We start from the raw sequence: 12123 nt of genomic DNA, 5'->3' as shown, positions 1-12123 counted from the left end.
TTATCCTTTCTGTACCAAATGTTCAATAGGGAGATCCATCACAAAAGTCGTTGTCTCATTGTCGGGGTGATTCTCGAGTGTAATCGTTCCCCCGATGCTTTCAATAACTTCTTTGACATAAGAGAGTCCTATTCCTGTTGAAGGTTTTCCAGACAGGTCGTACTTTGATGTAAAGCCATGTTCGAAAATGAATTCTTGCTTTTTTTTTGAAATACCGGGGCCATTGTCCGTAACGTGAAATTCAACTTTCTGACCACAGTGGTAAGCTGATAGGGTAACAATACCAGAATCTTTGATTGCTTCAACAGCATTTGAGACGAGATTATTGATTAACGATAGTAAAAGATATGTATGGTATTGAGGGTGATCCCCTTTTACATCAAGAAAAAACTTTATCTCTTTTCCGAGTAAACGGGCATATTTTTCGTTCGATTTAATGATGATCTTCCCGAGTTCTTCTATCCTCATAAAATCAGTGATGCTTTCACTCGAAATCAAATTTGATAGGCCGGCATAAATTCTTTGGTTATCCTTTTTTATTTCATGAACTTGGCCGGCAATGTTTAATGCGGATGTTGCTAGCCCTTGTTCTGAACTCGTCTTTAACTTTCGATATAACTCATAGCAAGTCTTTGTAATCTCTTCTGCATGCTTCATCGACTTGTTCAATTGAATCGTTTCTGCGTATAAGTTAGAGATTAACATGGACATATGTTCAATTCTTTTTTGCTGATGTTCTTTGGCTAGCTTTGCTTGACGGAAAATCAGGATGTTAAAAAAGCCAAGAACAAAGAAACTGCGAATAAAGGCAATTTCAATAATAAGGATGAATGTTGAAAAGGTTATCACATTACCTGACAGCGTGTACCTTAAGGAGATTTCTGCCATGCTTGCTCCGATTTCAAGAATGACACCAAAGAGTCCAACCAAAAACGGTCGATCATAGAAGCGATGCACTTTGATTACAGTAAACATAAAACCGTAAGTCACGTAATAAAAAAGAGCAGGAACATGCACCGTAAACGCTTCAACTGAGCTGATTTCATCTCCTTTAAACCCTATCAAGAAAACACGAAACATGACAACGGCCATTCCGACTAACAAACCGGATAACAACGGATAGAAGTTTCTTAACCATAGTAAAAAAAAGAAAAACACAGGCGTTCCAAAGCTAACTCGGAAATCTCCGTCAAAAGGATAAAATTTCAATTCCCCTGCTAAAGGTACGGCTATGAGCATGATCATAAAAATGAAACGTTTCTCTCTAACCATAATATACACGTCCTATATCTAATCTCGGTTTGATTCTGATCGTAAAATTAGAAAAAAAAGAATAGTTACGTTTTTTATTGTAAGTTTCTGTAGGTTTTAGTAGGGGGGCGCTTACAATCATATTAACCTAATTCAAAAAGGAGGACAACGATGAAAAACAATCTAGTAATTCAAATTTTTCTAGCGTTTATTATTGCAATTCTACTAGGCGCTATCGTAGGACCGGGGATTAAAGTTGTACAGCCACTTGGAGATTTGTTTTTACGATTAATTATGTTTGTCATTGTTCCATTAGTATTATCATCTTTAGTTGTCGGCGTTGCAAGTACCGGAGACTTAAAGAAGTTGGGACAATTGAGCATCAAGACGGTTGCTTATTATTTGTTGACTACAGCGATTGCCATTTCAATTGGACTCTTTATTGGAAGCGTTTTCTCCCCTGGGGAAGGATTAGACATTCCTATTTCAATGGAACAACAACAAGTGGAGTCAAAGGAAGCGCCAGGAATGATTGATACACTCCTAAACATCGTACCGAAAAACCCGGTCGCCAGCCTCGTTGAGGGGAATATGCTGCAAATTATCTTTTTTGCAATTTTTCTTGGATTAGGAATCACGATGCTAGGTGAGAGCGGAAAAACGGTTTATAGCTTTTTTGAACAACTGGCTGAGGTAATGTACAAGATTACGGGTATTGTGATGCGTTTTGCACCGATTGGTATATTTGGCTTAGTCGCTCCTACAGTCGGAGAATATGGTTTATCTGTGTTACTGCCGCTGCTGAAAGTCATACTTGCCTTAGCGATCGGTTGTTTTATTCATTCGATTATTGTTTATTCCATTAGTGTTAAAGTATTTGGAAAAATGAGCCCCTTGACGTTCTTTAAAGGCATTGCCCCTGCAATCTTTGTTGCTTTCAGTACCTCAAGCAGTGCTGGAACGCTCCCGGTAACGATTAAATGTTCCGAAGAGAATTTAAAAATACCGCGGCAGATTAGCAGTTTCGTTCTTCCTCTCGGGGCGACGATTAATATGAATGGGACGGCATTGTACCTGGGGGTTTGTGCATTGTTTGTTGCGCAGTTTTTCGGGGTGGATTTAACATTTACTCAGCAATTGACCATTGTATTAACGGCAACGCTTGCTTCGATCGGAACAGCGGGAGTGCCAAGTGCAGGCTTAATCATGTTAACAATGGTTATGACCTCAGTTGGGCTGCCGCTTGAAGGGATTGCTTTACTGGCCGGCGTTGACCGGATTCTCGATATGATGCGTACAACTGTAAACGTGATGGGAGATGCGGCAGCCGCTGTTGTAGTGAATGGCAGTGAAAAAGACGATGAAGATGACGCTCAAATGGATCAATCGTCCTATACAGCATAAATCTTGTTTGAAAAGGATTTAAATGAATAAAAGCGGTTTGTTTACTCGTGAAATTTGAAAAAACAAAGGACTTTTTTATACAGTTTGGTATTGTTTGGGTTTTATTGTCTCTATAACATAAAGTTTAAAATTTATCAAAGAAGGTGACCAAATGTCTTTTCGAGTGGAAAAAGATTCATTAGGCGAAAAAAAAATCCCTACTCAATCTTATTATGGTATACAAACATTACGAGCAGTTGAAAATTTTCCGATTACCGAAATCTCGATTCATAAAGAAATCATTTTTGCGTTAGCGGAAGTCAAGAAGGCTTCAGCGTTAGCGAATATCGAAATAGGAATGCTAAAGCCTTCAATTGGCACTAACATTGTTAAAGCAGCAGAGGAAATAAGTAATGGTCAACTGTCTGAAGAGTTTATTGTTGATAGCATCCAAGGGGGGGCCGGAACCTCTATTAATATGAATATGAATGAAGTCATTGCAAACCGAGCTCTTGAACTGATGGGAAGGTCAAAAGGTGAATACTTCTATTGTTCACCAAATACCCATGTAAACATGTCTCAGTCTACTAATGACACTGTACCAACAGCCGTAAAAATTGCCGCTTTTCAACTTACACAACAGCTTATCAAAACGCTGGAAAAATTGGTTGAAGGATTCAAACAAAAAGAAATAGAATTCGATGATGTGATTAAGATGGGAAGAACCCACTTACAAGATGCCGTGCCGATTCGATTAGGACAAGAATTTGGAGCTTACCGGAGTGTAATCGAGCGTGATCTCAAGCGAATTTCGCAGGCCGCTGAGGAGCTCCTTAGCATTAACATGGGAGCTACAGCAGTAGGTACCGGATTAAACGCCCAGGAAGACTATATTAAGAAGGTAACAGAACAATTAGGGAAACAATTAAATATCCCGTTATACTCTGCTTCGAATCTTATAGATAGTACTCAAAATACAGATGCTTATACAATCTTGTCAGCCACATTAAAAGTTAGTGCGGTTAACCTTTCAAAGATTTGTAATGACATACGTTTGATGGCTTCTGGTCCATTCACTGGCCTTAATGAACTTTCCTTGCAACCTCGCCAACCCGGCTCCTCGATTATGCCCGGAAAGGTGAATCCTGTTATGGCGGAAGTAGTAAACCAGACAGCCTTTCAAATTATTGGTAATGACCAAACGATTTGTATGGCTTCTGAAAGCGGTCAATTTGAACTAAATGTCATGGTTCCTGTATTATCTTTCAACCTGCTTCAATCCATTATAATATATAAAAAAGCCATTGATGTTTTTTACCGTTACCTCCTTTGTGATTTGAAAGCAAATAAGAAGGTGTGTCAAAGCTATGTGGATAAAAGCTTAGGGATTATTACGGCCTTAAACCCGTATATTGGGTATGAAACAGCCGCTCAACTAGTAAAAGAAGCCATTGCCAGTAAGAAAACCGTCGTTGAGATTTGTCTTGAACGAAGCTTGTTATCAAAGGAAGAACTAGAGGAAATTTTAAATCCATACGAGATGACCACTCCTGGAATAGCAGGCAACCGTTTTCTATTGAAGAACTAAAAAACATCCTCTCCCTTCGTTTATCGAATGGGGGAGGATGTTTGCCTAAAGCCTGGGGGGGCTTTTGTTTTTTCTGTGGCATGTCATCTTTATTATGGGGTTACCACTGATCTTCAGATAGGGCATGTCATGTTTGGAAGAAATGACACGATCCTGGATTATTGAGATGTTTATAAAAAAATTAGCACGGAATCATTATACTTTTATAATTTAGAAGTTTCGAGATGATGAGAGAAACTATTAAAACGATGCAAAACGTTCTCCAATAACTAATTTTAGTTAAGCAATAAGCGAATCTATTGTTGTCCGCAACGAATGTTTAATAGCGGTAAACAATGGTGATGCCTATTGCTTATTTTTTTGCTTATGGTTGTAAATTAATATTGGGTAATAGGTTATTTGATCTGCTCTTTATAGGGATGTTTTGTTTATGTCATATAATGTAACTTTAGTTGTCAGAAATAATAACGATATCTTTGGAATGTTTAAAATCAACTTGTTCAATTATTACATAGTAGGATCATTATTACCTTTTTATAATTAGATTTTTGAATGAGTGGCAGATATAAATTTTTGATTTTTATAATTAGTATGTTAGGAAACCTGACAGGATGGCTGAAATGCGAAAGAAACACTCGTATACTAACCACATTGAACAAATTAAATAATTTATTAGTTCTGAATTGGTTAAAAGGTACAAAGAGAAACACTTTGCAACTAGTAAACTATTTAATAAAAAATGGGGGAGAGAATATGTTAACAGCTAGTACGGGGTATCTGATTTTGCTATTTTTTGGAGTTTTTTTTACGAGTCTTACTATTATTATGCAGCGTCGTAGAAAGACGGAGATGACAGCTGAACAATTTAGTACGGCGGGAAGAAGCGTTGGTGTCGGTCTGGCGAGTGCTTCGATCATTGCGGCCTGGACTTGGGCAGCTACTCTGATGATGTCTTCATCAACAGGTTATCAATACGGAATAAGTGGACCTTATTGGTATGCAGCAGGAGCTTGTATTCAAGTATTATTGTTTGCGATTGTGGCGATTCATTTAAAAAGAAAAGCACCAAAAGCTCATACATTTTTGGAGTTCATTGGAAAACGTTTTGACAAGAAGAATCATAAACTTATGATGGTGTTTGCATTAATGACGAACATTATCGTTACAGCCATGGTTATCCTTGGTGGCGCGATTGCGTTAAACTCACTTACAGGAATGAACATTTATGTAGCAGCATTTTTAATTCCATTAACATTTACGATTTATACGATGATTGGTGGTTTAAAAGCCTCATTCATCGCTGACTACTTAAACACCGTTATGATTTTTGTTATTCTTACTATTTTTGCAACAGCAGTATATATGAAATTTGGAGTGACAACGGTTTATGAAGGGTTACGTACTTTACCAGAGTCTCAACAAATGTTAACAATGGCTTCAATTCCGGGTTTACTGTTCGGAATGATCAACATTATCGGGAACTTTGGTACGGTATTCGTTGACCAGTCATACTGGCAGCGTGCGATTGCAAGTAAGGACAGTGCAGCGTCAAAGGCTTATATTTATGGCGGGATAGCTTGGTTTTCCATTCCATTTGCCATTGCAACATTCTTAGGAGTTACAGCTGCAGGGCTAGGATTAAATATTGGAGACCCAGATGCTTCAGCACCACTAATGGCTGCTCACTTACTTGGTACAGTCGGATCCATTTTATTCTTAGTGATGTTATTTATGGCGGTTATGTCTACAGGAGCTGCAGAGCTGACAGCTATTACGAATATTATTGTTACAGATATTTACCGTAAATCGATCAACCCAACAGCGAGCAGTAAGCAAACATTAAAAGTATCGCGTATCGTTACACTAAGTTTCGGATTAGCGATGGGAGTTTTCTCAATTTTACTATTCAACATTGGAATTGGATTAGGATTTGTATATATGGCAATGGGGATCTTTGTAAGTGGTGCGGTTATTCCACTGACGCTTGGTTTACTTTGGAAACGTGCAACGAATGAAGGATGTTTCTACGGTGCTTTGTTAGGTATGATTTCTGGGGTATCGGTTTGGTTAACTTACGCTTATGTTACGTACGGTTCCATTAGTGTTGAGTCACTCGGCCAATTACATTCAATGCTATTTGGAAACATAACGGTCTTTTTAGTGAGTGGATTGATCTCGGTAGGCCATGCCTTAATGTCGAAAGAAGAGTTTGATTTTGAAGCGATGAAAGATCAATTTAAAAGCTTTGATGAAGAAAAAGAAGAGCTTAAAACGGTTCAAGAAAGGGAGGTTGTATAACTATGCAGGATAAACAGTTGATAAAAGACGCAAAGATGTGCACGCGCTGGGCATTGGGGTTAACATTTGTATTTATTATCGCATTCCCAGGAATTATGTTTTTAACAGGGTATAACTATAGCTTGCAGTTTTTTAAAGGGTGGACATATCTAGCTTTTGGCTGGTTAGTAACTGCAGGAGTATATATATCAATCCGTCCTTGGGTTGAATATTTCAAAGAAAAGAAAGAATCCGAGCAAGCCTAAATTTTCAGGAATTGAACAAAGTATGAACAAAGTAGCTAAGTCCTAGTGGTCCTTAGCTACTTTTCTATTGATTATAGTATAATGATTGTCAAATAGTAGAATAATGTAGCAATATTTGCAAAACCGCTATAAATGAGAAGAAAGGATGGTAGGGGATGAAACTAACGTCTCGTGAGATGGAGAAGCTAATGATTGTTGTCGCTGCCGATTTAGCACGTCGTCGTCAAAATAGGGGATTGAAGCTGAATTACCCGGAAGCAACGGCTATTATTACATATGAAGTATTAGAGGGAGCAAGAGATGGACAAACCGTCGCTCAGTTAATGCAGTATGGTACCACTATTTTAACAAGAGAAGATGTAATGGAAGGTGTTCCTGAAATGATTTCAGATATTCAAGTTGAAGCAACATTTCCTGATGGAACGAAGCTAGTTACTGTACATAATCCAATTCGATAATAGGAGGGGAGAAACATGATCCCAGGAGAGTACATATTAAAGAAAGACCCAATTATTTGTAATGAACAGAAAAAGCCAATTATGATTAAGGTGTTAAACCAAGGAGATCGTCCTGTTCAAATTGGATCTCATTTTCACTTTTATGAGGTGAATAATTTTTTGAAGTTTGATCGGGAAGAAACATTAGGAATGCATTTAAATATTCCAGCGGGCACAGCTGTCCGTTTTGAACCAGGCGATGAGAAGGAAGTTGAACTGGTTTCTTTCTCAGGAGAACAAAGGATATATGGCTTAAATAATCGAGTAAATGGATCAGTTAAGAAGGAGGGTAATGAATGAGTTTTCACATGTCAAGAAAGCAATATGCTGATATGTTTGGTCCGACAGTTGGAGATGCCATTCGTCTAGCTGACACAGAGCTGTTCATCGAAATTGAAAAGGATTATACGACGTATGGGGATGAAGTGAAGTTCGGTGGAGGTAAGGTCATTCGTGATGGAATGGGACAGCACCCCCTTGCGACAAGGGACGAAAGTGTCGACCTAGTGTTAACGAATGCGACAATTGTTGACTACACGGGAATTTATAAAGCAGATATTGGGATAAAGGATGGCTTTATCGCTGCGATTGGCAAAGCAGGAAATCCATTGCTCATGGATAATATCGATATTGTTGTCGGTGCTTCTACGGAAGTCATTGCCGCCGAAGGTCAGATTGTGACAGCTGGAGGAATAGATGCTCATGTGCACTTTATATGTCCACAACAAATTGAAACAGCCCTTCAATCAGGTTTGACAACGATGATCGGAGGAGGGACGGGTCCGGCAACAGGTTCGAAAGCAACAACTTGTACACCAGGGAAATGGAATATTCACCGCATGCTCGAAGCGGCAGAAGAATTCCCAATGAATCTAGGCTTCTTAGGGAAGGGAAATGCGTCCGGAAAGAAGGCGATCAGTGAACAAGTTGAAGCTGGAGCTGTCGGTCTGAAGCTTCACGAGGATTGGGGGACAACTGCAGCGGCGATTGATACATGCTTAACGGTAGCAGATGAGTACGATGTCCAAGTAGCCATTCATACAGACACATTAAATGAAGGTGGATTTGTCGAGGATACATTAGCAGCCATTAATGGACGTGTTATTCATACGTATCATACGGAAGGAGCAGGAGGAGGACACGCACCGGATATAATAAAAGCGGCCAGCTTTCCAAATATTTTACCTTCATCGACGAATCCAACTCGCCCTTTTACCATTAATACATTGGAAGAACATTTAGATATGTTAATGGTTTGTCATCATTTAGATCCAAGTGTTCCGGAGGATATTGCTTTTGCAGATTCGCGTATTCGTAAAGAAACGATTGCTGCAGAGGATATTCTACATGACTTAGGTGTGTTTAGTATGATCTCGTCAGATTCACAAGCGATGGGGCGTGTCGGCGAAGTAATCAGCCGCACTTGGCAGACAGCCGATAAAATGAAAAAACAACGTGGAAAGCTCAAGGGAGACGAAGGAGTAGGAGACAATAATCGAGTGAAACGTTATATTGCAAAATATACGATCAATCCTGCGATCGTCCACGGAATCTCTGACTATGTCGGTTCAATTGAAGTTGGCAAGTTTGCCGATTTAATTGTTTGGGATCCTGCGTTTTTCGGTGTGAAGCCAGATATTATTTTAAAAGGCGGTATAATCGCTCACAGTATTATGGGCGATCCAAATGCAAGTATTCCAACGCCGCAGCCGATATTGTATCGTCCAATGTTCGGTGCGAACGGAAAAGCCAAATACAAAGCAGCAATGACCTTTGTGTCAAAAGCGGCGTATGAAGCGGGAATTCAAGAAGAGCTTAGTCTGGAAAAAATCGTCAAGCCTATTTCAGGAGTTCGTAACTTAACGAAAAAATCGATGGTGTTAAACGGAGAAACGCCAGAGATTGAGGTTGATCCGCAAACGTATGAAGTAAAAGTTGACGGCGAATTAATTACGTGTGAACCATCAGACGTTGTTCCGATGGCACAGCGCTATTTCTTATTTTAAAGGTGGGGGAAGCATGATTATTGAAAGTATTGTGGGAAATGTTGCGACAATGGAGAAGAGAGCTCCACATGTGGAACGAGTGTATTTAGATAGCGATGATTTAGTGAAAAGGATTCAAAGAGTGACAACGGATCACGGCAATGAGATTGGCATTCGATTAAAAGAAAACCGTGAATTAATAGATGGTGATGTGTTGTATATGGATGAAAAAAACATGATTGTTGTCGCGGTCAAAGAAGATGATCTGTTAACGATCATGCCAACCTCGATTCAACAAATGGGGGAAATCGCTCACCAGCTTGGAAACCGGCACATGCCTGCTCAATTCGAAGGGGATGAAATGCTCGTCCAATACGATTACTTAGTAGAAGAGTTACTTCAGCAATTATCGATCCCACATAAAAGAGAAAAGCGAAAGGTCAAACAGGCATTTCGTCATATTGGACATAGTCATGACTAGGCTGTTGCCACTTTTACAATTAAGTGATTCCAATTTCCCTTCAGGAGCATTTTCGCATTCCTTTGGATTAGAGACCTATATTCAAGATCAGACGATTACAGATAAAAAAAGCTTTAGTCAAGCGATGTCTGTTTATATTCGCAAGCAGCTCACCTTTGTTGATGGTCTTGCTTGCAGACTTGCCTTTGAGGCACTGGAGCAAAAAGAATTTGACAAGTTTTTAGAGCTTGATCATCTATTATATGCTTCTAGTCTTGCTGAGGAAACAAGACTTGGAAATCAAAAAATTGGTGAACGGATGGCGAAGCTGTGTAATGAGCTTTATCCATCGTCCGTCCTTCAGCAATATTTGCAGCAAATAAAGGCAAAACAAGCATACGGTCATTCTGCTTTCGTATTTGCAGCAGTTGCCCATCACTTGGAAGTAACAAAAGAAACAGCCGTTAAAACGTACATGTTTACTGCTGTTTCCTCGTTAGTTCAAAATGCTGTTCGTGGTATTCCACTTGGACAGACAGATGGTCAGAAGATTTTAGTAGAAATACAGCCTCTAATAGACCAGGCAGTATCAAAAATTTTCACATTGGTAGAAGAGGATTTAGGTGCGATTAGTCCCGGGCTAGAAATAGCACAAATGCGGCATGAGCGCTTACACGTGCGCTTGTTTATGTCATAAAAATAAACCTAAGGAGAGGATACAAATGGAACCAGTAAGAATTGGAGTTGGAGGTCCTGTTGGAGCAGGAAAAACAATGCTTGTAGAAAAGATAACCCGTGCTTTGGACAATGAATTAAGCATGGCAGTCGTAACGAATGATATTTACACAAAGGAAGACGCTAAATTCCTGATGAAAAATGGTGTATTGCCAGAAGATCGTGTTGTTGGGGTAGAAACAGGTGGGTGCCCACATACAGCGATCCGCGAAGATGCTTCGATGAACTTTGCGGCCATTGATGAATTAAAAGAAAAGCACCCGGATCTAGAATTGATCTTTGTTGAAAGCGGCGGTGACAATCTAGCAGCTACGTTCAGCCCGGAATTAGTTGATTTTTCAATTTACATCATCGACGTTGCACAAGGAGAAAAGATCCCCCGTAAAGGCGGACAGGGGATGATTAAATCTGATTTATTTGTAATTAATAAAACAGATTTAGCTCCGTATGTAGGTGCAAGTCTAGAAGTTATGGAACGAGATACGCTTGCAGCACGTGGAAATAAGCCGTTTGTTTTTACGAATTTAAAGGATGGAACAGGTTTAGACGAAGTTGTAGATTGGATTAAAAAGCAAGCTCTTCTTATTGGTCTGGAATCATGAGTTATACCGGATTACTAGAGCTGACAGCCCAAAAAAAGGCTCTACGAACAATCCTTTCTGATTGCTATTATGAAGGAGCATTAAAGATTACACGTCCTGTTTATCTTGATGTGAATTCACCGGCTGTTTACCTCATTCATGTAGGAGGAGGATATGTAGACGGAGACCGGTATGTAACTAACATTTCTGTAGAAGATGGAGCGGAACTAGCAGTCACCACTCAATCACACACAAAGGTGTATAAGACACCGAATGAACCAGTTGTTCAAGTAACAAACATTACATTAGGAAAAGGAAGTGTTCTTGAATACTTGCCTGACCCGTTAATTGCTTATGAACAGGCACGGTTTATTCAGGAGACAACTGTCTCTATTGATGAGGATGCTAGTTTCTTTTACAGTGACATTATTACACCAGGCTGGGCGAAAGATGGAAGCCTCTTTCGATATGACTGGATTCGTTCTAAGTTGAAGATCTATAATAAAGAAAAGCTTGTTTTGTTTGATCATTTAATGTTGGAGCCAGACGCCGAAATGAACGGTATGCTGCAAATGGATGGCTATACGCATGTAGGAATGTTTCTGATCTTACATCATGCTGTAGACAAAAGATATATTGATCGTTTATATGAGCATTTGCAAGAAGATGATAGGAATTATGAACTATGCTTTGGATTGTCCGCTCTTCCAGGAAATGGAGTAATATTACGAATTCTTGCCCGAAGCACAGGTATCATTGAGAAATTGATTATTTCAGCACATGCTTTTGCTAGAAAACAGTTATTAAATAAGGAATATGCCCACTGGCGAAAGTATTAGTTTAATCTCTTTTGATAATAGGAAATGAATGATTCTAGTTTTGAAAATAGGTTACCTCTCTGACCAACAACGCAGGGAGGATTTTTCTATTGTACTTGTCACTTAATTCCAGAGTAATACGTTTAACTGCGCCTAATAATGTTCTGACATTGTCGATTTGCTATCTCTTTAACTTTGTTAGACGATATTATTCATGCAAAGCTTATATAGACTGTAACAGCAAACGTGATCCTTCTTTGGTTCATGTTTGCTTTTTTTTAA

The 12123-nt window shown here is 39.2% G+C and carries 12 protein-coding genes; 11 read left to right on the top strand and 1 reads right to left on the bottom strand.

The window, feature by feature from the left end:
- Positions 1-1272 carry an ATP-binding protein gene (locus AC1FXP_RS14375; RefSeq protein ID WP_480062544.1) on the bottom strand — a complete coding sequence of 424 codons (1272 nt, stop codon included), beginning with the start codon at positions 1270-1272 and terminating at the stop codon, positions 1-3.
- Positions 1273-1422: 150 nt separating this feature from the next.
- Between AC1FXP_RS14375 and AC1FXP_RS14370 the strand changes: the two genes are divergently transcribed.
- The 11 genes from AC1FXP_RS14370 (at position 1423) to AC1FXP_RS14320 (ending at position 11862) form a co-directional block, all read left to right on the top strand.
- Positions 1423-2655 (top strand): dicarboxylate/amino acid:cation symporter, encoded by a 1233-nt coding sequence (locus tag AC1FXP_RS14370; RefSeq protein WP_480062542.1) that lies wholly within the window; start codon positions 1423-1425, stop codon positions 2653-2655.
- Positions 2656-2806: 151 nt separating this feature from the next.
- Positions 2807-4222 carry an aspartate ammonia-lyase gene (locus tag AC1FXP_RS14365; protein ID WP_480062540.1) on the top strand — a complete coding sequence of 472 codons (1416 nt, stop codon included), beginning with the start codon at positions 2807-2809 and terminating at the stop codon, positions 4220-4222.
- A 753-nt stretch (positions 4223-4975) separates the two neighbouring features.
- Positions 4976-6520 (top strand): sodium:solute symporter family protein, encoded by a 1545-nt coding sequence (locus AC1FXP_RS14360; RefSeq protein WP_480062538.1) that lies wholly within the window; start codon positions 4976-4978, stop codon positions 6518-6520.
- 2 nt (positions 6521-6522) lie between these two features.
- Complete coding sequence (locus AC1FXP_RS14355) at positions 6523-6765, top strand: hypothetical protein (RefSeq protein ID WP_480062536.1); 243 nt, start codon at positions 6523-6525, stop codon at positions 6763-6765.
- A gap of 155 nt (positions 6766-6920) precedes the next feature.
- Positions 6921-7223 carry an urease subunit gamma gene (locus AC1FXP_RS14350; protein ID WP_480062534.1) on the top strand — a complete coding sequence of 101 codons (303 nt, stop codon included), beginning with the start codon at positions 6921-6923 and terminating at the stop codon, positions 7221-7223.
- 15 nt (positions 7224-7238) lie between these two features.
- Complete coding sequence (locus tag AC1FXP_RS14345) at positions 7239-7562, top strand: urease subunit beta (protein WP_480062532.1); 324 nt, start codon at positions 7239-7241, stop codon at positions 7560-7562.
- Positions 7559-9268: an urease subunit alpha gene (gene ureC / locus AC1FXP_RS14340; protein WP_480062530.1), complete on the top strand. Its 1710-nt coding sequence runs from the start codon at positions 7559-7561 to the stop codon at positions 9266-9268. Before AC1FXP_RS14345 ends, ureC begins: the two co-directional genes overlap by 4 nt.
- 13 nt (positions 9269-9281) lie before the next feature.
- A complete protein-coding gene (gene ureE, locus AC1FXP_RS14335) occupies positions 9282-9728 on the top strand; it encodes an urease accessory protein UreE (protein WP_480062528.1) in 447 nt (148 codons plus the stop codon).
- A complete protein-coding gene (locus tag AC1FXP_RS14330) occupies positions 9721-10404 on the top strand; it encodes an urease accessory protein UreF (RefSeq protein ID WP_480062526.1) in 684 nt (227 codons plus the stop codon). Before ureE ends, AC1FXP_RS14330 begins: the two co-directional genes overlap by 8 nt.
- A gap of 25 nt (positions 10405-10429) precedes the next feature.
- A complete protein-coding gene (gene ureG / locus AC1FXP_RS14325) occupies positions 10430-11044 on the top strand; it encodes an urease accessory protein UreG (RefSeq protein ID WP_480062524.1) in 615 nt (204 codons plus the stop codon).
- Positions 11041-11862 (top strand): urease accessory protein UreD, encoded by an 822-nt coding sequence (locus AC1FXP_RS14320; protein ID WP_480062522.1) that lies wholly within the window; start codon positions 11041-11043, stop codon positions 11860-11862. Before ureG ends, AC1FXP_RS14320 begins: the two co-directional genes overlap by 4 nt.
- Positions 11863-12123: the final 261 nt, after the last annotated feature.

This window comes from Halalkalibacter sp. HAAS-P013 (assembly GCF_056619925.1).
Note: the sequence above shows the minus strand (reverse complement) of the source record. Positions and strands in the feature narration are given on the sequence as shown.

What these genes read in the sequence shown, in the direction of transcription:
- ureE (WP_480062528.1), top strand. Translation starts at nt 9,282, where the DNA reads ATGATTATTGAAAGTATTGTGGGAAATGTTGCGACAATGGAGAAGAGA.
- AC1FXP_RS14365 (WP_480062540.1), top strand. Translation starts at nt 2,807, where the DNA reads ATGTCTTTTCGAGTGGAAAAAGATTCATTAGGCGAAAAAAAAATCCCT.
- AC1FXP_RS14370 (WP_480062542.1), top strand. Translation starts at nt 1,423, where the DNA reads ATGAAAAACAATCTAGTAATTCAAATTTTTCTAGCGTTTATTATTGCA.
- AC1FXP_RS14350 (WP_480062534.1), top strand. Translation starts at nt 6,921, where the DNA reads ATGAAACTAACGTCTCGTGAGATGGAGAAGCTAATGATTGTTGTCGCT.
- ureG (WP_480062524.1), top strand. Translation starts at nt 10,430, where the DNA reads ATGGAACCAGTAAGAATTGGAGTTGGAGGTCCTGTTGGAGCAGGAAAA.
- AC1FXP_RS14320 (WP_480062522.1), top strand. Translation starts at nt 11,041, where the DNA reads ATGAGTTATACCGGATTACTAGAGCTGACAGCCCAAAAAAAGGCTCTA.
- AC1FXP_RS14330 (WP_480062526.1), top strand. Translation starts at nt 9,721, where the DNA reads ATGACTAGGCTGTTGCCACTTTTACAATTAAGTGATTCCAATTTCCCT.
- AC1FXP_RS14375 (WP_480062544.1), bottom strand. Translation starts at nt 1,272, where the DNA reads ATGGTTAGAGAGAAACGTTTCATTTTTATGATCATGCTCATAGCCGTA.
- AC1FXP_RS14360 (WP_480062538.1), top strand. Translation starts at nt 4,976, where the DNA reads ATGTTAACAGCTAGTACGGGGTATCTGATTTTGCTATTTTTTGGAGTT.
- AC1FXP_RS14345 (WP_480062532.1), top strand. Translation starts at nt 7,239, where the DNA reads ATGATCCCAGGAGAGTACATATTAAAGAAAGACCCAATTATTTGTAAT.
- ureC (WP_480062530.1), top strand. Translation starts at nt 7,559, where the DNA reads ATGAGTTTTCACATGTCAAGAAAGCAATATGCTGATATGTTTGGTCCG.
- AC1FXP_RS14355 (WP_480062536.1), top strand. Translation starts at nt 6,523, where the DNA reads ATGCAGGATAAACAGTTGATAAAAGACGCAAAGATGTGCACGCGCTGG.